Origin of the sequence: Pseudomonas sp. A25(2017) (assembly GCF_002001065.1) — a bacterium.
GTDB classification, from domain to species: Bacteria; Pseudomonadota; Gammaproteobacteria; order Pseudomonadales; family Pseudomonadaceae; genus Aquipseudomonas; species Aquipseudomonas kilonensis.
The window spans coordinates 113,573-133,714 of the sequence record NZ_MUOA01000057.1; the positions used below are offsets into that span (position 1 = coordinate 113,573).

Annotated in this window: 22 protein-coding genes; 14 read left to right on the plus strand and 8 right to left on the minus strand. The window is 61.9% G+C overall.

The features are described from left to right. The 4 genes from B0E42_RS11930 to B0E42_RS11945 all read left to right on the plus strand — a co-directional run bounded on the left by B0E42_RS11930 (window position 1) and on the right by B0E42_RS11945 (window position 3,687). Window positions 1-1,008, plus strand: coding sequence for an aldo/keto reductase (locus B0E42_RS11930; protein ID WP_077506467.1), 1,008 nt, complete (start codon window positions 1-3; stop codon window positions 1,006-1,008). 112 nt (window positions 1,009-1,120) lie between these two features. After that, window positions 1,121-1,915 (plus strand): DeoR/GlpR family DNA-binding transcription regulator, encoded by a 795-nt coding sequence (locus tag B0E42_RS11935; protein ID WP_053188822.1) that lies wholly within the window; start codon window positions 1,121-1,123, stop codon window positions 1,913-1,915. 131 nt (window positions 1,916-2,046) lie between these two features. After that, window positions 2,047-2,973: a Gfo/Idh/MocA family protein gene (locus tag B0E42_RS11940; RefSeq protein ID WP_077506468.1), complete on the plus strand. Its 927-nt coding sequence runs from the start codon at window positions 2,047-2,049 to the stop codon at window positions 2,971-2,973. A 15-nt stretch (window positions 2,974-2,988) separates the two neighbouring features. Then, a complete protein-coding gene (locus B0E42_RS11945) occupies window positions 2,989-3,687 on the plus strand; it encodes a tRNA (adenine(22)-N(1))-methyltransferase TrmK (RefSeq protein WP_077506469.1) in 699 nt (232 codons plus the stop codon). 67 nt (window positions 3,688-3,754) lie between these two features. On the opposite strand, the gene B0E42_RS11950 is transcribed toward B0E42_RS11945, so the two are convergent. The 4 genes from B0E42_RS11950 to mhpT all read right to left on the minus strand — a co-directional run bounded on the left by B0E42_RS11950 (window position 3,755) and on the right by mhpT (window position 6,746). Continuing rightward, the gene (locus tag B0E42_RS11950) at window positions 3,755-4,183 is read right to left on the minus strand and encodes a hypothetical protein (RefSeq protein ID WP_018601618.1); all 429 of its coding nucleotides are present in this window, start codon (window positions 4,181-4,183) and stop codon (window positions 3,755-3,757) included. A gap of 82 nt (window positions 4,184-4,265) precedes the next feature. Further along, window positions 4,266-4,643 carry a hypothetical protein gene (locus tag B0E42_RS11955; RefSeq protein ID WP_077506470.1) on the minus strand — a complete coding sequence of 126 codons (378 nt, stop codon included), beginning with the start codon at window positions 4,641-4,643 and terminating at the stop codon, window positions 4,266-4,268. A 65-nt stretch (window positions 4,644-4,708) separates the two neighbouring features. Beyond that, window positions 4,709-5,434, minus strand: coding sequence for a CPBP family intramembrane glutamic endopeptidase (locus B0E42_RS11960; RefSeq protein WP_168188511.1), 726 nt, complete (start codon window positions 5,432-5,434; stop codon window positions 4,709-4,711). A gap of 88 nt (window positions 5,435-5,522) precedes the next feature. Continuing rightward, window positions 5,523-6,746 (minus strand): 3-(3-hydroxy-phenyl)propionate transporter MhpT, encoded by a 1,224-nt coding sequence (gene mhpT / locus B0E42_RS11965; protein WP_024617574.1) that lies wholly within the window; start codon window positions 6,744-6,746, stop codon window positions 5,523-5,525. A gap of 313 nt (window positions 6,747-7,059) precedes the next feature. Here mhpT and B0E42_RS11970 point away from each other — a divergent pair, with 313 nt between their 5' ends. Then, complete coding sequence (locus tag B0E42_RS11970) at window positions 7,060-8,367, plus strand: OprD family porin (RefSeq protein ID WP_018601609.1); 1,308 nt, start codon at window positions 7,060-7,062, stop codon at window positions 8,365-8,367. 152 nt (window positions 8,368-8,519) lie between these two features. Here the strand turns inward: B0E42_RS11970 and B0E42_RS11980 are convergent, their stop codons facing one another. After that, entirely contained in the window at window positions 8,520-9,005 is a 486-nt protein-coding gene (locus B0E42_RS11980) for a MarR family winged helix-turn-helix transcriptional regulator (protein WP_077506472.1), read from the minus strand. A gap of 213 nt (window positions 9,006-9,218) precedes the next feature. Between B0E42_RS11980 and B0E42_RS11985 the strand changes: the two genes are divergently transcribed. The 3 genes from B0E42_RS11985 to B0E42_RS11995 all read left to right on the plus strand — a co-directional run bounded on the left by B0E42_RS11985 (window position 9,219) and on the right by B0E42_RS11995 (window position 13,625). Continuing rightward, window positions 9,219-10,049, plus strand: coding sequence for a p-hydroxycinnamoyl CoA hydratase/lyase (locus B0E42_RS11985; protein WP_018601605.1), 831 nt, complete (start codon window positions 9,219-9,221; stop codon window positions 10,047-10,049). 108 nt (window positions 10,050-10,157) lie between these two features. Further along, window positions 10,158-11,606 (plus strand): aldehyde dehydrogenase, encoded by a 1,449-nt coding sequence (locus tag B0E42_RS11990; RefSeq protein ID WP_077506473.1) that lies wholly within the window; start codon window positions 10,158-10,160, stop codon window positions 11,604-11,606. A 141-nt stretch (window positions 11,607-11,747) separates the two neighbouring features. Beyond that, on the plus strand, window positions 11,748-13,625 hold the full coding sequence (locus B0E42_RS11995) for a feruloyl-CoA synthase (protein WP_077506489.1): 1,878 nt from the start codon (window positions 11,748-11,750) through the stop codon (window positions 13,623-13,625). A 111-nt stretch (window positions 13,626-13,736) separates the two neighbouring features. On the opposite strand, the gene B0E42_RS12000 is transcribed toward B0E42_RS11995, so the two are convergent. After that, a complete protein-coding gene (locus B0E42_RS12000) occupies window positions 13,737-14,054 on the minus strand; it encodes a YqjD family protein (protein WP_014338130.1) in 318 nt (105 codons plus the stop codon). Window positions 14,055-14,214: 160 nt separating this feature from the next. Here B0E42_RS12000 and B0E42_RS12005 point away from each other — a divergent pair, with 160 nt between their 5' ends. Beyond that, window positions 14,215-14,469, plus strand: a complete 255-nt coding sequence (locus tag B0E42_RS12005; RefSeq protein WP_003181187.1) for a hypothetical protein — start codon at window positions 14,215-14,217, stop codon at window positions 14,467-14,469. A 3-nt stretch (window positions 14,470-14,472) separates the two neighbouring features. Here B0E42_RS12005 and B0E42_RS12010 read toward each other — a convergent pair whose 3' ends face one another. Beyond that, window positions 14,473-15,381 (minus strand): LysR substrate-binding domain-containing protein, encoded by a 909-nt coding sequence (locus B0E42_RS12010; protein WP_077506474.1) that lies wholly within the window; start codon window positions 15,379-15,381, stop codon window positions 14,473-14,475. A gap of 86 nt (window positions 15,382-15,467) precedes the next feature. On the opposite strand from B0E42_RS12010, the gene B0E42_RS12015 reads away from it, so the two are divergent. Then, window positions 15,468-16,391 carry a carbon-nitrogen hydrolase family protein gene (locus B0E42_RS12015; protein ID WP_077506475.1) on the plus strand — a complete coding sequence of 308 codons (924 nt, stop codon included), beginning with the start codon at window positions 15,468-15,470 and terminating at the stop codon, window positions 16,389-16,391. Here the strand turns inward: B0E42_RS12015 and B0E42_RS12020 are convergent, their stop codons facing one another. Continuing rightward, window positions 16,392-16,862, minus strand: coding sequence for an LEA type 2 family protein (locus tag B0E42_RS12020; protein WP_077506476.1), 471 nt, complete (start codon window positions 16,860-16,862; stop codon window positions 16,392-16,394). A 288-nt stretch (window positions 16,863-17,150) separates the two neighbouring features. Here B0E42_RS12020 and B0E42_RS12030 point away from each other — a divergent pair, with 288 nt between their 5' ends. From B0E42_RS12030 to B0E42_RS12045, 4 genes are all read left to right on the plus strand, one after another. Beyond that, a complete protein-coding gene (locus tag B0E42_RS12030) occupies window positions 17,151-17,867 on the plus strand; it encodes a YafY family protein (protein WP_018601589.1) in 717 nt (238 codons plus the stop codon). 51 nt (window positions 17,868-17,918) lie between these two features. Beyond that, the gene (locus B0E42_RS12035; RefSeq protein WP_014338135.1) at window positions 17,919-18,260 is read left to right on the plus strand and encodes a nuclear transport factor 2 family protein; all 342 of its coding nucleotides are present in this window, start codon (window positions 17,919-17,921) and stop codon (window positions 18,258-18,260) included. Between the two features lie 208 nt (window positions 18,261-18,468). Further along, window positions 18,469-19,590 (plus strand): cell division protein ZapE, encoded by a 1,122-nt coding sequence (gene zapE, locus B0E42_RS12040; RefSeq protein ID WP_053180139.1) that lies wholly within the window; start codon window positions 18,469-18,471, stop codon window positions 19,588-19,590. A gap of 57 nt (window positions 19,591-19,647) precedes the next feature. Further along, window positions 19,648-20,142 (plus strand): GNAT family N-acetyltransferase, encoded by a 495-nt coding sequence (locus B0E42_RS12045; protein WP_053180138.1) that lies wholly within the window; start codon window positions 19,648-19,650, stop codon window positions 20,140-20,142.

A 20,142-nucleotide genomic window follows, 5' to 3' on the forward strand; every position in this document is an offset into this window, starting at 1 on the left:
ATGCAAAAGAATCGTCTTGGATCATCGGACTTCCTGATTTCACCCATAGGCCTGGGAACCTGGGCCATTGCTGGCACCGGCTGGGAATACAGTTGGGGCGCGCAGGATGACGAGGACAGCCTGGGCGCCCTTGAATATGCCGTCGAACGCGGTGTGAACTGGATCGATACGGCGGCGGTTTATGGCTTGGGCCATGCCGAGCAACTGGTCGGGCAACTGTTACGTCGGGTGCCGGCTTCGCGGCGCCCGCTGGTGTTCACCAAGGGCAGTCTGGTCTGGGACCCGGTCACCAAAGCGATCTCGCACTCGCTGGCGCCTCAATCGCTGCTCGCCGAGGTCGAGGCAAGCTTGCGCCGGCTGCAAGTCGAAACCATCGATCTTTATCAGATCCACTGGCCGGCCTTTCCTGCCGACGGCAGCAGCGAAGGAATCGAGAGTGCGCTTTCGGCGTTGGCCACCGCCCGCGAACAGGGAAAAATTCGCGCTATCGGCGTCTCCAATTTCGACGTCGCGCAACTCCAGCGGGCCCAGGCAGTGACCGAGATCGTCTCTCTCCAACCGCCTTATTCCGCCCTGATGCGAGACATCGAGAAGGACGTCCTGCCATTTTGCGAGGAGGTGGGAATGGGGGTCCTGGCTTATTCCACCCTTCAATCGGGACTGCTTTCCGGGAGCATGACGCGCGAGCGCATCGCCCAATTGCCCGATGACGATTGGCGCAAGGCCCGAAGCGCGGACTTCCAGGAGCCTCGCTTGAGCGCGAACCTGGCGCTGGTCGAGGTCTTGGCCGGTATCGGTGAACGACATGGGGTGAGCGCGGCGGCAGTGGCCATTGCCTGGGTGCTGCGCAAGCCAGTGGTGACCGGTGCCATCGTCGGTGCCCGCCGTCCCGGGCAGGTCGATGGACTGATTGCCGGCGCACAGCTGCGCCTCAGTGCCGAGGAAATCGATGAGATTCAACCTTTCCTGCCCTTGGGTATGGGCACGAATGTCCCTGGGGCCGCTTGACCTCTGACGTTTGGCAGCCCGCTTGAACAAGCGGGTTTGACGCCTCGCTGCATAACCGGCACTATTTGCTCGTTTGTGATCATTAGTGCTCGTTTATGCAGGTTGTAGCATCATGACTTCTCCTCACGAAGCGTTCCCCGGCGAACGCCAGCAATTGATCAGCCAGCGTCTTGCCCGGTATGGCCGGGTGATCGCGGCCGACTTGGCCAGCGAATTCAATGTGTCCGAGCACTCGATACGGCGTGATTTGGGCGCATTGGCAGCGGCGGGGGTGTGCAAGCGCGTTTATGGCGGCGCGATACTCTTGCCCGCTGTCGAAGGGTCGTTGGACGTACGCGTACGCAAAGACCCGGCGCGCAAGGGCAGTCTCGGCCAAGCGGCCGCGGCACTGCTGCGCGCGGGCCAGCACGTCTTCATCGACGCCGGGTCAACCAACCTGGCCGTGGCCTGCGCCATCGATCCGCAACTTCAGTTGACCCTCACCACCAATTCGCCGTTGATTGCGGTTCAGTTGATGAAGCTGCCCCGCGCTGAGGTCATTCTGCTGGGTGGCCGCTTGAGTCCAAACGCGGGGGGTGTGATCGGGCTGACGGCTGTCCAGCAATTGCGCCAATTCAGTTTCGACGTGTGTGTCCTCGGCGCCTGCGCCATCGATCCGGACAATGGCGTCACGGCGTTCGGCCTGGATGACGCGGAGTTCAAGCGCGCGGTGGTCGCGGCAAGCGGGCAGGTGATTGCGGCGGTGACCAATGAGAAACTCTCCAGCGTTGCCCACTATCAGGTGGCCTCCTGCGAAGAGGTCGCCACCCTGGTGGTCGAGCACGATGCGCCGCGGGAGCGACTCGAACCTTTCTTCGGACGGGTGACCAACGTCGTGACGGCAGCCAGTGAGCCGCGGCACAGCTGAGGTCTTTGCTGCACGGCTGTTGCCCAATTGCGCAGGACAATCGTATAGAGACTGCACGGCCCCCATTGTCCGCCGGGCGATTTGCGTCTAGTTTGCTGGCCGATCACAAGTACAAAAATCAGGAGTCATCGATGCAACCGATTCGTCTCGGGCTGGTGGGCTACGGCAAGATTGCCCAGGATCAACACGTTCCTGCCATCCACGCCAACCCTGCGTTCCAACTGGTGGCTGTCGCCACGCAAGGGCAGCCTTGCGCCGGGGTGGAGAACTTCCGGTCCCTGGGCGAGTTGCTCGAAAGCGGTCCGCAGGTCGATGCCATTGCGTTTTGCACACCGCCACAAGGTCGCTTCGCCCTGGTGCAACAGGCGCTGGCGGCAGGCAAACACGTGCTGGTGGAAAAACCGCCGTGCGCGACCCTGGGGGAGGCGATGGCGTTGGTGGAGCAGGTCCGCGAGCAAGGCGTCAGTGGCCTGTTCGCCTGGCATTCGCGTTACGCCCCGGGCATCGAAGCCGCCCGTGACTGGCTGGCGAGTCGCACCTTGCAGAGCGTGCAGATCGACTGGAAGGAAGACGTGCGCAAGTGGCACCCCGGCCAGGCATGGATCTGGCAACCCGGCGGCTTGGGTGTGTTCGATCCGGGTATCAATGCGTTGTCGATAGTGACCCATCTGCTGGCGTTGCCGCTGTTCGTGGAGTCCGCCGAGTTGCGCGTGCCGGACAACTGCCAGTCGCCGATTGCCGCCAGCATCAAGATGGCCGACGCGCGCCACCTCGATATTCGTGCGGAATTTGATTTCGACCATGGTCATGACGAGCTCTGGAACATCGAGATTCGCTGCGCCGAAGGCGTCCTGCGCCTGGACAACGGCGGTGCACTGTTGAGCATCGACGGCGTGGGCCAGGCTGTTTCCGAGGAAGGCGAGTACGCAGCGGTGTATCGACATTTTCAACAACTGATTGCCGAGCAAACCAGCGACATGGACCTGCAGCCGCTGCGGTTGGTCGCGGACAGCTTTTTTGTCGGCAGCCGGACGGCGGTCGAGCCGTTCTACGATTAATCCAGGGAATTGCAGTTGAACGAACAGACCTTGTCCATGCGCCTGGAGCGCGTGGCGGCGCATATGCCGGCGGGCGCGCGACTGGCCGATATCGGCTCGGATCACGCTTACCTGCCGGTGGCCTTGCTGCGCCGTGGCGCCATCGTGATGGCGGTGGCTGGCGAGGTGGCGCTGACGCCGTTTCGCGCCGCCGAACGCACCGTTGGCGAGAATGGCCTGGAACAGCAGATCAGCGTGCGCCTGGCCAATGGCCTGGCGGCGATCGAGCCGGAAGACGGGATCACGGCGATCAGCCTCTGTGGCATGGGCGGCGAGACGATCCGCGACATCCTGGACAGCGGCAAAGCGCGGTTGAGCGCTCAGGAGCGCCTGATCCTGCAACCCAATGGCGGTGAACAACCGCTGCGCCAATGGCTGATGGAGAACGACTACCGCATCCTCTGCGAGGAAGTGCTGCGGGAAAACCGTTTCTACTACGAGATCATCGTCGCCGAGCGCACCGGGCCGGTGACGTACACCGCCGAGGAGTTGTACTTCGGCCCGCTGCAGCTGCAAGCCCGCACCCCGATCTTCCTGGCCAAGTGGCAGCGCCTGCTGCGCCAGAAACAAAAGACCCTCACCAGCTTCGCCAAGGCGCGGCAAGCCGTGCCGGAAGATAAGCTGCAAGAGGTTGCTCGGCAGGTCCGGTGGATCAGCGAGCTGTTGGCCGCCTGAGACCTTGTGGTGAGAGAGCTTGCTTTCGCTGGGCTGCGTAGCAGCCCCCCGTTGGTGAACGCTGCATTCAGAGCACCGAGACCGATGCCTGCGCCAGGATCGTCTCCTCGATCAGCGCGGCGACTTCCTTTGCCCCGAAGCAGCGAAACTTGATGCACTGCTCGTCAGTGTCCAGTCGGACGATATGGGTGATAAGACTCTTTTCGAATCTGACATTTCGGATCGATGCCAATGGGACCTCAATATCCAGGGTTCCATCTTGGGCAATTCGATTCATCCAATTGGCGTTCAAGTGAATCGTGGTCGGGGTCAGCAGCATCTTCCCGCCTACCCAAAGTCCCCCGTGTTTTTCCTTGAATTTCTTCAGTGCCTTGCCCAGCACACCCGCATCGCCAGCCCCAGCGATAGTAAAAAAAGCCTCGGCGTTGTCTTGATTCAACTCAGCGTCGACCACCAGAAAACCGACCCCCTTGGACTTCACAATTTTTTCCAGCATCTACGCATTTCCTTGAAGTATTGATGTTCCATTTCGACAGGCATTACGACGATTGTCGCTAATGCCCCCGCCTTGTCATTACCTACTGACCGACCACTGAGTAGTGTTTGATACGACACGCATACGAGTTACCGTCGCCTTTACAAACGCCATCCAGGTAGCGGTAGTCCACCCGTACCGACTGCCCTTTTCGGGGCCATTGTCGGCGAGGAAGCGTGGCTTGGTAGTCCGGGGTTTCCGGGGTGAAGGTGAGCGATGAGCCTTGTGCAGGACACTCCACCGAGGCGGATTTCGGCCGGGCTTTCACGATCTGCGCCTGAAGCTGCGGGTAGGGTTGTTTCAGGACCTCGACGATACGCAGCTCCATATGGCAGATCTGCCACGTCGAGGCCTGGACGGGCTCGCACAGGAAGGGGAGCGTCAAGGCAAGCAGTCCGAGGCACGCTGCGTGAGTGTTCATGGTTACCCTTGTTTGAGGTGCTGGCGTTCGCGAAATCATCGTCTGGTATTGCACCTTTGCCTGATTCAACCGTAAAGCCCCATCAGCGAGAAAGACCTGTCAGTGGTCAGTGCGACAATTTCGGCCAGCGAATGCAGGAGCACCGGCACCAGCAGGCCACCGCTGACCACTCTCGCAACAGCGAATACGCCTCCACAGGCGAAGATCAGCGCGACAGTCATCCAATTCCCGTATTGGATGTGCATGCTGGCGAACACGGCTGACGTGACGATGATCGCGATCCATGTCCAGGCACGGCTGTTCTCGTAGGGGAACAGCCGGAGCATGTAATGGCGGAAAAACAACTCTTCAGCGATGGGCGGCAGCACGATCAGCGAGGCGATCTTGATCGTGGCCTGCCAACGGTTGAGCCCCTCCAGGAGCTCGGCCATGAACACTTCTCGCGGCAACCCCAGCACGAATATGGCGACCCCGAAAAGCAGGTAGGCCCCAATGATGCCAAGCGCCCCCCACCGCAGGGGGTTGCGTATGGAATGACCACGCCATTGGGTGCGCGCATCGGCACGGTATTGCAAGGCGAAGAGGGCGAGGAGAACGAGCGCGGTGATACCGGAGGTTGTCGTGAACGCCAGGTAGGCCTGCATGTCTGCGGGTACGAAAAGTAACTCGGGCACTGCTGCCAGGAAGACGACCAGGGTGGCAAGCGCAAACATCCCGAGTCGGGGAAAAAAGCGGTAGGGCGATAAAGTGGAGGCGGATGCCAACTCAGAGGCGGTACACAGATTCGTCACAGTCACTCCATGAGTGCAAGGAAAAAGGCATGATGCCAGTGTTTTGATCTTCTGGGATGAGCGCCTATCGACTTTGTGGACGGCCTGCTCAGGAATGCCCCCCTACCGGTTTCGTCGTACTCAACCGCGGCGCTGCCGAATGACGAATCACACTAAGAATAGCCAGCGTCGCAACCACCAACCCAGGAGACGTCGCCAGCAATACGGCCGTGGTCCCGCCCCCGGCCGCCAGGATCTGCCCGGCGGCCAGAGGCCCGGCCACCGACCCCAGGCGTCCGATGGCCACTGCTGCACCAACCCCCGTCGCACGGATGGCCGTAGGGTAGGAGGGCGGTGCCAGGGCATAGAGGACCAATTGCGCGGCCATGACGAACAACCCGGCGGCGAACCCGGCAATGGCCATCGGCACGATGCCGACGGACAACCCGACCCCGGCCAGGGCGCTCAGCAGGCCGGCATAGACGAACAGCACCACCTTGATGCCGTTGCAACGGTCCAACAGCAGGCCGCCGAGCAACGAGCCAAGCGCTCCGCCGATGTTGAACAGCATCTGCACCAGGCCAGCCTGGGGTTTGCTGAAGCCTTGTTCCAGCAGCAACGACGGTAGCCAGTTGAGCAACATGTACATCACCGTCAAGGTGAAGAAATAACTCAGCCACAGCGCCATGGTGGTACGGCCGCGACCTTCACCGAACAGCGCCTGGGCGGTGGAATCGCGCGATGAACCACCATCCTGCGCCTGGCGAAAGGCGCTGGACTCGGGGAGCCACAAGAGCATCAGCGGGACCACCAGCAAGGGCGCCAACCCACCGATGAAAAACGTCATCTGCCAGTGTTCGCCAAACAACATGGCGACCACTGCCGCCAACGCACCACCCAACGGCACGCCCGCATACATCACGCTGATGGCCGTGCCCCGGCGCTGCTCGCCCACGGCTTCGGCGCACAGGGCGATGAGGTTGGGCAGGGCGGCGCCCAGGCCCAGGCCGGTCATGAAGCGCACCAGCAAGAGGCTGGAGAAGTGTTCGACATAAGCGGTGCTGAGGGAAAACACGCCGAACAGCAAGACCGCGGCGACGAGGATTTTCTTGCGACCGATGCGATCCGCGATCCAGCCACCGAAGAACGCACCTGGCAACAGCCCGATGATCCCGGCGCTGAATACCCAACCCATCATTTTAGGGTCGAGGGCAAACGTCTGTCGCAGCCCAGCGGCTGCGGTACCGGCTGATTGCAGGTCGAAACCCTCGATCAATGCAACGATGAAACACAAGGCGATGGTCAGCGTCGCACGACGCGCCGGCTGGTTCATGGCAAATCCTCTTATTGTTTTTGTGAGGGAACACCGGCTCGGAGGAAAACCGGCGGGTGCATTTAAGATTAACAAAGCTAACTAAAAAATGAAGGCGGCCAAAGGGAATTCAATAACGGACCAGATCATTAAGAAAATCAGCGGTTTGGCGAGAATCTTCAGGCTAATTGATAAATTAGTTAATGATATTAATGTTCGATTATCGGTCATTGTTGATTGACGAAGCACCCGTGCGGTTTCCATTCTTGGTTCCCTCGGCCCCCATCACCAAGGCTGGGCCGAACAAAACAACAACAATAAGTGGATATCGAACATGCCAAACCTTGCCCGGGCCGCCCTGACGGCGCGCCCTGTTTCATCGCTCGTTCATCTGCTGGCCTGTCTCGGGCTGAGCCTGGGGGCTCCCACCTTGCGGGCGGAGGGCTTCATCGACGACAGCCACGGTACCCTGACCCTGCGCAATTACTACATGGACCGCGACTACAAGGACGACGGCGCCAAGACCGCGGCCAGGGAGTGGGCTCAAGGTGTGTTCATGAACGTCGAGTCGGGGTTTACCCCAGGCACGGTTGGGTTCGGCCTCGACGTCAGGGGATTGCTGGGCATCAAGCTCGACTCGTCGCCGGACCGAAGCGGCACCGAACTGTTGCCAGTGTCGAGCAGCGACAAGCGCGCGGCGGATGAGTATTCGCGCCTGGGCGTGACCGGCAAGCTGCGTTTTGCGCAAACCACAGTGAAGACCGGCGATGTGTCGATCTTCCTGCCGTTTGCCTTTGCCAGCCCGTCGCGGCTGCTGCCGCAGACCTTTCGCGGGACGACCCTCAGTTCCAAGGACATCGACGGTTTGACGTTGAACACCGGTTATATCGATCGCATCGCCCGGCGCGATTCCACCGACTACCAAGCGATGAGCATCGCCTCGCCCAACCGTCGTTTCAACGGTGCGGCGACTTCTTCCCACATGGCGTACGTGGGCGGTGACTACCAGGTCAACAAAGACCTCAGCCTGCGGGCTTACCACGCCGAAGTGGCGGATTTGTATCAACAGAACACCCTGGCGTTGTTGCACAACCTGCCCTTGGGCGAAGGCGTCCTGACCACCGACCTGCGCAGTTTTTTCAGCGACGAAGACGGTGCGGCCAAGGCTGGAAAGGTGGATAACCGCAATGTCTCGGCGCTGGTCGGTTATCGCCTGGGCGGGCATCGCGTGAGCCTGGGCTACATGCATGCCAGTGGCGATACGGCCACGCCTTATGTGTCCGGCACCGAGCTGATGGGCTTGAGCGAAATGACCATGAGCTCGGACTTCCTCAATGCCAAGGAGCGCACCTGGCAGGCGATCCATGACTACGACTTTGCGGCCGTGGGCGTGCCGGGCCTGCGGAGTCGGCTGCGTTATGTGCGTGGCGATCACATCGAACTGGCGGCCCTCAATGCCGAGGATCGCAAGGAGCGCGAGTTCCAGATGGAGCTGGGGTACGTGATCCAGGGTGGCCCGCTGAAAAACGTCGGGCTGCTGGCACGCAAATCGATCTATCGCAACAACTTCCCGGGTACGGCGGCATTTCGCGACGAGAACCAGACCCGGTTCCTGGTGACGTACAGTGTGCCGATCTGGTGAGTTTCGAGGTGCCTGGCTAGCTCTTGTGGGAGCAAGGCTTGCCCGCGATGAACGCACTGCGGTTTTTCAGAAATCGAGGTGCCTTCGTCGCGAGCAAGCTTTGCTCCCACATAGCGGGAGCAAGCTCCCTCGCCACAGGGGAGCGGTGTCCTTTATTGGTAAACCTTCTTCAACAACCGCAGCAACTCCTCACGCTCAGCCCCTGAAAGGGTCGCCGTGGAGTCGAGGTCGCTCTGCGCGGCGATTTGCTTGAGCTCCTTGAGCAACGTTTCGCCAGTCTTGCTCAGGAAAATCCCGTAGGAGCGTTTATCCGGCTTGCACCGAACGCGCACGGCCAGGGCGCGGCTTTCCAACTTGTTCAGCAGCGGCACCACTTGCGGTGGCTCGATTGTCAGGGCCTTGGCCAGGTCGGCCTGCATCAGGCCGGGATTCTGGTCGATGATTGTCAGGGCCGAGAACTGGGCAGGGCGCAGATCGTGGACGGCGAGCCGGCCAATCAGGTTCTGGAACAGTTTCAACTGGGCGCGGCGCAGGGCGTAACCGATCAGGTCGTCCAGCGCGGAGTCCAGCGGCGCTTGCGCGTCGGTACCGGCGGCCAGGGGCTCGGCGGGTTCGGCAAGCTTGGAAGACTTGGCCATCGAAGTGAGCTTCCTCAAGGGGAGTGGTTAACAAGGCTATCCAGTTTGCCGGGGTTGCGGCGCCCTGGCTATGGGCTCGCGCATATTCGAGATTTGTAACCTTCGATCCAGGCCCGGAAAAATACAGATAAATCGATTAATAGTTAATTGACATAACTAATTTTCCGGTTTAGTTTTTGATCATCTTCAGCCAAGAACAAGAGAGCACGCATCATGAGCAATTACGAAGGTCGCTGGAAAACGGTCAAGGTCGAAATCGAGGAGGGCATCGCCTGGGTCATCCTCAATCGCCCGGAAAAACGCAACGCCATGAGCCCGACCCTCAACCGCGAGATGATCGACGTGCTCGAGACACTGGAGCAGGATCCGGCCGCTGGCGTATTGGTACTGACCGGGGCCGGTGATGCCTGGACCGCTGGCATGGACCTCAAGGAATATTTCCGCGAAGTGGATGCCGGGCCGGAAATCCTCCAGGAAAAAATCCGCCGTGAAGCGTCGCAATGGCAATGGAAGCTGCTGCGCATGTACGCCAAGCCAACCATCGCCATGGTCAACGGCTGGTGCTTTGGTGGCGGTTTCAGCCCGCTGGTGGCGTGTGACCTGGCGATCTGCGCCGACGAAGCCACCTTCGGGCTCTCGGAAATCAACTGGGGCATCCCGCCGGGTAACCTGGTCAGCAAGGCCATGGCCGATACCGTGGGCCATCGCCAATCGCTGTACTACATCATGACCGGCAAGACCTTCGGCGGGCAGAAAGCCGCCGAGATGGGCCTGGTCAACGAAAGCGTACCCCTGGCACAACTGCGTGAAGTGACTGTGGAGCTGGCGCGCAACCTGCTGGAAAAGAACCCGGTGGTGCTGCGGGCCGCCAAGCATGGTTTCAAGCGCTGCCGCGAACTGACCTGGGAGCAGAACGAGGATTACCTGTACGCCAAGCTCGACCAGTCGCGCCTGCTCGACACCGAAGGTGGCCGCGAGCAGGGCATGAAGCAGTTCCTGGACGACAAGAGCATCAAGCCGGGCTTGCAAACCTACAAGCGCTGAATCGACCGGCGAATGGCGGGCCGCATCCCGCTGTTCGCTGCGTCGCCCTGGCGCTACTGTTACACCGCTGCGATGTATTCCCGATAAAGACAATAAAGAGGAATCACCATGCTGGACGTGCCCCTGTTGATTGGCGGCCAGTCGTGCCCGGCCCGTGACGGCCGGACCTTCGAACGCTGCAACCCGGTGACCGGTGAGGTGGTGTCTCGCGTGGCCGCCGCCACCCTGGAAGATGCCGACGCCGCAGTAGCTGCTGCCCAAGCGGCGTTTCCCGCCTGGGCCGCATTGGCGCCCAACGAACGCCGGACGCGGCTGTTGCGTGCGGCCGAGCAGTTACAGGCCCGCAGCAGTGAGTTCGTCGCTGCTGCCGGCGAGACCGGTGCCATGGCCAATTGGTACGGTTTCAACGTGCACTTGGCGGCGAACATGCTGCGCGAAGCCGCTTCCATGACGACCCAGATCAATGGCGAAATCATTCCTTCGGACGTGCCTGGCAGTTTCGCCATGGCCCTGCGTCAGCCTTGCGGCGTGGTGCTGGGCATCGCCCCCTGGAACGCTCCGGTGATTCTCGCCACCCGCGCCATCGCCATGCCCCTGGCTTGCGGTAACACCGTAGTGCTCAAGGCTTCTGAAATAAGCCCGGCGGTGCACCGGCTGATCGGCCAGGTGTTGCAGGACGCAGGGTTGGGTGACGGTGTGGTCAACGTGATCTGTAACGCCCCCGCGGATGCGCCGGCCATTGTCGAGCGATTGATTGCCAACCCGGCGGTGCGTCGGGTCAATTTCACCGGTTCGACCCATGTCGGGCGCATCGTCGGCGAACTGTCGGCGCGCCACCTCAAGCCGGCCTTGCTGGAACTGGGTGGCAAGGCTCCGCTGCTGGTGCTGGACGACGCCGACCTGGACGCGGCGGTGCAAGCGGCGGCCTTCGGCGCTTACTTCAACCAGGGCCAGATCTGCATGTCCACCGAGCGACTGATCGTCGATGCCAGCGTGGCGGATGAGTTCATCGCCCGCTTGACCGCCAAGATCGCCACCCTGCGCGCCGGCGATCCGACGGCCGCTGATTCGGTGTTGGGCTCGTTGGTCGACGTCAGTGCCGGCCAACGCATCAAGGGGCTGATCGACGATGCCCTGGCCAAAGGTGCAACGCTGGTCACGGGTGGGCAGTTGGAAGGCAGCATCCTGCAGCCGACTTTGCTCGACGGCGTCACTGCGCAGATGCGCCTGTACCGCGAAGAGTCCTTCGGGCCGGTAGCCGTGTTGCTGCGCGGTGACGGCGATGAAGAGCTGCTGCGCCTGGCCAACGATTCCGAGTTCGGCCTGTCGGCCGCCATCTTCAGTCGCGACACGAGTCGTGCTCTAGCCTTGGCCCAACGGGTCGAGTCGGGCATTTGCCACATCAACGGGCCGACCGTGCATGATGAGGCGCAAATGCCCTTCGGCGGGGTCAAGTCCAGCGGTTACGGCAGCTTTGGCGGCAAGGCGTCCATCGAGCATTTCACCCAGCTGCGTTGGGTGACCTTGCAGAACGGTCCCCGGCATTACCCGATCTGAAACCCGTCGCATCGCGGGCGATCGAGCCTTGAAGGCCATCGCCCCGATGCAGGCCAGAATAACAATGACAAGGCCGCAGCCTGGTGCTGCCACGCTCCGCTCGCATTGCGACCCGAGTGTGCCTTGGTGGAGGAAATGTACGTGAGTTCCGAGTCCAGATCGTCCTCCCGACCCGAGGCCGGGCGGTATCGCCAGGTGTCGATTGGTCATCCTGCCGTCGAAGTCCGGGAAGAGCGTGGCATCTTGCACATGCGCTCCCTGGAGCCCCTGGCCCCGCTGCCGGCGCGATTGCTCGAGCGCCTGGTGCACTGGGCCAAGGTGCGCCCAGAGCAGACGTTTATCGCGGCCCGTGAAACCGGCGGTGACTGGCGTCGAGTCAGTTATGCGCAAATGCTCGACAGTGTCCGGGCCATCGCCCAAAGCCTGCTAGGTTACGGTTTGTCGGCGGAGAAACCCTTGGCGCTGCTCTCGGGCAACGACATCGAGCATCTGCAAATGGCCCTCGGCGCGATGTACGCCGGTATTCCCTATTGCCCGGTTTCGCCGGCCTATTCATTGCTGTCCCAGGATTTCGCCAAGCTACGCCACGTCTGCGATCTGTTGCAGCCGGGGCTGGTGTTTGTCAGTGAAGCCGCGCCGTTCGAGCGGGCAATCACTGCCGTATTGCCGGCGGACGTGCCCTTGATCACGGTGCGTGGCGAGATGGCAGGCCGGCCGAGGACAAGCTTCACCAGCCTGCTGGCCCAACCCGGCGGCGTCGAGGCCGAGCAGGCGTTCGCTGCCACGGGCCCGGACAGCATCGCCAAGTTCCTGTTTACCTCAGGCTCCACCAAGCTGCCCAAGGCGGTGATCACCACCCAGCGTATGCTTTGTGCCAATCAGCAGATGCTGCTGCAGACCTTTCCGGTGTTCGGCGAGGTGCCGCCGGTGCTGGTGGACTGGTTGCCGTGGAACCACACGTTCGGAGGCAGCCACAACGTCGGCATCGTGCTGTACAACGGCGGCACGTTCTACCTGGACGACGGCAAACCCACCGCCCAGGGCTTCGCCGAAACCCTGCGCAACCTCAAGGAAATTTCACCGACCGCCTACCTGACCGTGCCCAAAGGCTGGGAGGAACTGGTCAGTGCCCTGGAGCGGGACGGTGAGTTGCGCGAGCGTTTCTTCAAGCGCATCAGCCTGTTCTTCTTTGCGGCGGCGGGCTTGTCCCAAAGCACCTGGGACCGACTCGACAAGGTCGCCGAACAGCATTGCGGCGAACGTATCCGCATGATGGCGGGCCTGGGCATGACCGAGGCGGCGCCGTCCTGCACCTTCACCACCGGGCCGTTGTCCATGGCCGGCTACATCGGCCTTCCAGCGCCTGGCTGCGAGGTGCGCCTGGTGCCGGTGGACGGCAAGTTCGAAGGGCGTTTTCGCGGGCCGCACATCATGCCCGGCTACTGGCGCTCGCCGCAGCAAACGGCCGAGGTATTCGACGAGGACGGTTTCTACTGTTCGGGGGATGCGATCAAGCTGGCCGATGCCAGCCATCCGCAACTGGGGCTGATGTTCGATGGGCGGATCGCCGAGGATTTCAAATTGTCTTCCGGTGTCTTCGTCAGCGTCGGGCCGTTGCGCAACCGGGCGGTGCTGGAGGGCACGCCTTACGTGCTGGATCTGGTGATCACCGCACCGGATCGCGAGTGCCTGGGGGCGCTGGTGTTCCCACGGCTTGCTGAATGCCGGCGCCTGTCAGGCCTGGGCGCGGACGCCAGTGACGCCCAGGTCCTCGCCAGCCCGTCGGTACGTCAATGGTTCGCCGACTGGCTGCAACGCCTGAATCGCGAAGCCAGCGGCAACGCCAGTCGCGTGGAGTGGATCGCCTTGCTCGATGAGCCAGCTTCCATCGACCGCGGTGAAATCACCGACAAGGGCTCGATCAACCAACGGGCGGTGTTGCAGTGGCGGGCGGGGAAGGTCGAGGCGCTGTATCGCGGGGAGGATGCGTCGATCCTGCGGGCGGGGACGTTGGGCTAAGCACAAAGCCATGTGGGAGCGGGCTTGCTCGCGAAGACGGTCTATCAGTCAAGGATAATGTCGACTGACACACCGCCTTCGCGAGCAAGCCCGCTCCCACAGTCGTGATGTTTAACGCCGCCCCAGCAGCAAGCCCACCACCAGCCCGAAACCGGCGGAAATCGCCACGGTCTGCCAAGGGTGGCCGCCAATATAGACCTCAGTGGCATCGACCATCGGACGGGTACGCTCCCGTGCGCTGGCGACCGAATCAAGCGCTTGTTGCAGTTTCTGGGAGATCTGGCCGCGCAGGTCGTCAGCTTCTTCACCCACCAGCGAGGCACTGCTTTTGAGCAGTTTCTCCGATTCCTCGATCAACGCCTTCAGTTCGCTGAAGGCTTGATCCTTGATTTGCTCTCCATTCGCTTGCACGGTGCTTTTACGGGCCATTGAAGTGCTCCTTGTTGATGATGGCATTGATCAATGGAGTGCTGCACTTGAGCAAAAGTTGCAACGTTTGGCCTTGGCAGCGCAGCCCATCACAAATCGTGGTTAAGACGTTTCCCTGCAAGGTGTAAGATGGCGCCTATTTACGCAACAGGTAATTCCCATGAGCTTCAATCTGGCTGACAAGCCCCTGGCCGAGCGCGCTGCGCTGGAAGACGAAAAATCCCGACTCTTTGAACTGTGGCAAAACAACCTGGGCAAGGCCAAGGGCGATGCCGCCCGCCTGTTCGGCGAGCGCTCCAAGCGCAAGGGCAAGTGGGCCGAGTGGGTGCGTGCCGAACTGGACGGCATGTCGCCGCCGGAATACGCCAACATGGTGCGCAGTGAAGTCAATCGACTGATGGCCGCCAACAAGTAAACCTCAGGCAAACGTCGCGGTAATGGCCTCGCGCACCTTGAGCATTGCCGGATCCATTTGCGTGTGGGTACGCCAGCCCAGTTCGATGGGGTAGCGGGGCAAGGCCAGAGGGCAGGGCAGCAAGGCCAGGCCGCTGAGGTCGGCGATGGCCCGGGCGGCATGGGCTGGAATCGTCGCCACGGCCTGGCTGCCCTTGAGCAGGAACGGCAACGCGGCAAAGTGGGTGGTCGAGGCACAGACTCGTCGAGTCCGGCCAAGCCCGGCCAGCCCTTCATCGGTGATGCCGATGAAGCCCCCCGAAGACACCAGCAGATGCTCGCGGGCCACGAACGCCTCCAGGCTGAGGGATTGTTGGCCCTGCGCCAGGCTCGCCGGGTCCAGGAGGCAGGCGTAATCGCCTTCGCCCAACACCTGGCGGCTGAGCAACCGCTGGGCGAAACCGCCCGCCGTGATCGCCAGATCAAGGTCGCGCTCCATCAGGGCCCGGCCGACGATCTGACTGTGGGTCTGGCGGAAAATCAAGCGCAGGCCAGGTGCGCGTCGGGCCACTTCGTCGATCAGGCGACGCCCATGGGCAATCTCGAAATCGTCCGACAGGCCAACGATGACCGAACGGCCTTCGTAATGGCTGGCGCCCGGGTCGACCATCGCCAGGCTCTGGCGACATTTATCCAGTGCTTCACTGATCACCGGCTTCAGTTGATTGGCCCGCAACGTTGGCGCCAGGCCCCGGCCCGTTCGCACGAATAATTGATCGTCATACACCGCGCGAAGCCTGCGCAGCGCCGCGCTGATGGCCGACTGGGTCACGCCCAGGCGCACGGCGGCGCGGCTGGCGCTGGATTCGTCATGCAGGGCTTCGAAGGTCTTGAGCAGATTGAGGTCGATGTCGGCGATATTCATAAGGCTCATATCATTTAGCAGCATTCTGGGCTTTATTCATGATCGGCCGCGGCTTGAGAATCAGCAACACCTGATGATCAAGGAGTTGAAAAACCATGCCCAAATCTATTGTGGCTGCCCTGCAGGTCGGCTCGTTGCCCGGCGGCAAGGGCGAGACCCTGGCGCAGATCCTTTCCTACGAAGAGGCCATTCGCGAGGCTGGCGCGCGCCTGGTGGTGATGCCTGAAGCGCTGTTGGGTGGCTATCCCAAGGGCGAGGGGTTCGGGACTCAGTTGGGTTACCGGTTGCCGGAGGGGCGCGAGGCGTTTGCCCGCTATTTTGCCAATGCCATTGACGTGCCCGGCGTTGAAACCGACGCGCTGGCCGGGCTGTCGGCGCGTACGGGGGCGAGCCTGGTGCTGGGCGTCATCGAGCGTGTCGGCAGCACCCTGTACTGCACCGCGCTGTATTTCGAACCCGATGCGGGCCTGGTGGCCCGGCACCGCAAGTTGATGCCCACCGGCACCGAGCGGCTGATCTGGGGCAAGGGCGATGGGTCGACCTTGCCCGTGATCGACAGCCAGGTCGGCCGGGTCGGCGCGGCGGTGTGCTGGGAAAACATGATGCCGCTGCTGCGCACCGCGATGTACGCCAAAGGAGTGGAAGTCTGGTGTGCGCCAACGGTGGATGAGCGGGAGATGTGGCAGGTGACCATGCGCCATATCGCCCACGAAGGTCGTTGTTTTGTGGTCAGTGCCTGCCAGGTCCAGGCCTCGCCGCAGGCCCTGGGCATCGAGGTCGCACACTGGCCGGCCGAGCGGCCGTTGATTGCTGGCGGCAGTGCGATTGTCGGCCCGATGGGCGACGTGCTGGCCGGGCCGCTGAAAGACACCGCCGGATTACTGACCGCTGAAATCGACACCGATGAGCTGGTGCGGGCGCGCTACGACTATGACGTGGTCGGGCATTACGCCAGGCCGGACGTGTTCGAGTTGGTGGTGGACGAGCGCGCCAAGCCCGGCGTGCGCTTCACCGCCTGATCACCAGTTGGCTGCGGAGCCCGGCAGGTCCAGGGTTCCGCGGTCGACGAAGCGCAGGGTGCCGAACACGCCGCCGGCGAGCTTGCCCTTGAGCACGTAGGGCAGGTTATCCAGGCTTTGGGTCTGGCTCAGACCCAGGGTCTGGCGCAACACGGAAAACGCCGAAATGCTCACCGGCACGCTCAGGATCGCTTCGGAAAAACGCGGAATCGAACCGCTCTGGTCACTGACCCCCGTCGCCAGCGTACGGCCGTTGACCTCCAGGTCCAGCGCCACGCCGTTGTAGTCGATGGCGGTTTCGTTGGGGTTCTGCACGCGCAGTTTCACGGCGAAACGCACCTCCAGGCCCTGGTTGGGCAATGGCTCGATGCCGACCACGTTGATGTTCAGCGGGTCACGGTGCGGGAAGAGGGCGCAGGCGCTCAGGTTGAGCAGCATCAGGAAAACGGAAAGGCCGAGGATTCTGCGCATGGATAGACTCTCGAGGAAGGGAAAAACTCGGAAACGATTGAGTACGATAACCCACAGCGGCCCCATGACAACGGCAAACCACCCTGTGGGAGCAAGGCTTGCCCGCGATGAAGGCGATGCGGTCTTTCAGGGGCCGAGGTGTCTGTTTCGCGAGCAAGCTTTGCTCCCACAGCCTTGCGGGGCAGATTCCACCTTGCTCTGGATCCGAACAAGGTTCATGGCTCCTGACAGTTTCTGACACCAGTCTCTGCTAATCTGCGTCATCTTTTTCTTTGCGGACTGTCCATCGTGTCGCGTACCACTCGTCTGCTCACTTTGCTGCAAGTCCTGCGGGGCAAGCGTTGCCCGGTCACCGCTGCGACGTTGGCGGGCGAACTGAACGTCTCCGAGCGCACCTTGTACCGCGACATTGCCGAACTCACAGCCCTCGGTGCACCGATCCAGGGCGAGGCGGGCATTGGTTATGTATTGCGCAGTGGCCTGTTCCTGCCGCCACTGATGTTCACCGCCGATGAAATCGAGGCCATTGTGCTGGGCTTGCGCTACGTGGATCAGCGCGCCGACGAGGTGCTGGGCAAGGCGGCGGCCGACGCGCTGGCGAAGGTCGCAGCGGTGCTGGCGCCCGATGTGCGAGACGCGTTGCGCAACCCCACGGTGTTGCCTGGCCCGCCGGGTTATGGTTATCCGCAGAACACCGTGGAACTGAATGTCTACCGCCAAGCCATTCGCGCCCAGGCCAAGCTGCACATCGACTACGCCGACGTGAACAAGACCCCGAGCCAGCGCTTGATCTGGCCGCTGGCCCTGGGCTTTTTCAATGAGGCGCGGGTGGTGGTGGCCTGGTGCGAATTGCGCAGCGCCTATCGAACTTTTCGCACCGACCGGATTGCCTCTGCCACCGAGCAGGGCGAGCGTTATCCGGGCCGACGCAGCGACTTGCTGCGCGACTGGTTTGCGCTGATGAAACTGGACGAAACCGGGCGTTTCACTCCTGACAAAAACTGACACAGCGCTGGTCTAGCATGGTGCCAGATCGATAAAACAAGGAGCCGTATCATGTCCAATCCCGTCTCTTCCCTGGCCCCGGCCATCGCCGGCTACATTGCGGCCGCCAATGCCCGTGACAGTTCGGCGGCGATGCGTTTCTTCGCCGAGGATGCCAACGTGTTCGATGAAGGCCAGCACCGTGTTGGCGCCCAGGCCATCGCCCAATGGATGGAAGACACTGCCCGACGCTTCCAGCCACGTGTGGAAGTCCTCAATGTGCAGCAACGCACTGGCAAGGTGCTGGTGCAAAACCTGATCTCCGGGACATTCCCCGGCAGCCCGCTGGAGTTGCGTTATACCTTCCGGCTCGATGAGCAGGGCAAGATCAGTCGGTTGGATATCTCGATTTAGCATTCTGCACCCAGGTCTTGTGGAAGCATGCCCTGTGGGAGCAAGGCCTGTGGGAGCAAGGCCTTGTGGGATCAAGGCCTGTGGGAGCAAGGCTTGCCCGCGATGAACGATAACGCGGTTTGGCTGTTGGACCGCGGCGCAACTATCGCGGGCAAGCCTTGCTCCCACAGGGCATACTCCCCACCTTCGTTTTCCGGACCCGGGCCGTATGACCTTCGATTCCCCCCTGAGCGCCTGGCAGCATGCCATCGAACACCACGGCTTCGTCCAGGACGAGGCCCAGGAATTGGCCATCATGGCGTTGGAGCAATGCCACACGGCGTTGCACGAAGGGCGCAAGTCGATCCGGGGCGTTTACCTCTGGGGACCGGTGGGGCGTGGCAAGACCTGGCTGATGGACCGTTTTTACGAAAGCCTCAAGGTGCCGGCCCGTCGTCAACACTTCCATCATTTCATGGCGTGGGTGCATCAGCGTTCGTTCCAGCTCACCGGCACGCCGGATCCTTTGCAAGCCCTGGCCCGGGAGCTGAGCGCTGAAGTACGGGTGCTGTGTTTCGACGAACTGTTCGTCAACGACATTGGCGACGCGATCATCCTCGGGCGCCTGTTCCAAGTGATGTTCGAACTGGGCATGGTGATGGTCAGCACCTCCAACCTGCCGCCGGAAGAACTCTATGCCAACGGCCACAACCGTGAGCGTTTCCTGCCGACTATCACCGCGATCAATCGATATATGCAGGTCGTGCCGGTGAACGGCTGGCAAGACCATCGCCAGCACCCAGGCCAGTTACAGCAGCGTTATTGGCTGCGCGATCCCGGGCAACCTGATCCGCTGGCCAATGTTTTCATCCAGTTGACCGCCGGGCAAACGTCGAACAGTGCGCCGATCGAGGTCGGTCATCGCCTGCTTGAACCGGTCCAGGCCAGCGACAGCGTGCTCTGGAGCCGTTACTCCGACCTGTGCGAACAGCCGTTCTCGGCGTTGGATTTCATGGCGCTGTGCGACCGCTTCAGCGTCATCCTGCTCAGTGATGTACCGTGCCTGAGCGCCGAACAGCGCGAAGGGCGCATTGCCCGTGGCACCGAGGACGGCGTCGAACGGGTCGCGGCGGGTGATCGCGAACTGCCGCAGTTGTCGATCCATGACGATGGCGTACGGCGCTTCATCGCCCTGGTCGACGAATGTTATGACCGCAAGGTGCCGCTGTGCCTTTCGGCCCAGGTGCCGATGGATGAGTTGTACACCGAGGGCTATCTGCAATTCCCGTTTCGCCGTACGCTCAGTCGCCTCCAGGAAATGCAAATGCAACGTTTTGGTCAGCAGGTCTGACCTGTATCCCGCCGACGGCGTCGAGTCGCCGGTACTACCGAAGTGAGATGGAAGGTCATGGAAGAAGCCAAGGACATTCTTGTTCTGCAAGCCAGCTACAGCAACCCGGTCCACGCCGAAGCAATCTGTCATGTGCTCAATGGCTATGCGCAGGACCCGATGGGAGGGGGGCATTCATTGCCGGCCGAGGTGCTGTTGCACCTGCCCGGGGAACTGGCCAAGCGCCCCCATGCTTTCAGCGTGCTGGCCTTCGTCAACGGCGAACCGGCGGGGTTGGTCAATTGCTTCGAAGGTTTTTCAACCTTTGCCTGCCGGCCCCTGGTGAACATCCATGACGTGGCGGTCATGCCGGCCTTTCGCGGTCTCGGGTTGAGCCAGAAGATGTTGCAGAAGGTCGAGGACATCGCCCGCCAGCGCGGTTGCTGCAAGATCACCCTGGAGGTGCTCGAGGGCAATGCCGTGGCCCAGGGCAGCTACGCCAAGTTCGGCTTTGCCGCCGGCATGTTCGACCCGGCCCACGGGCCTATGCAGTTCTGGATCAAGCCCCTGTAA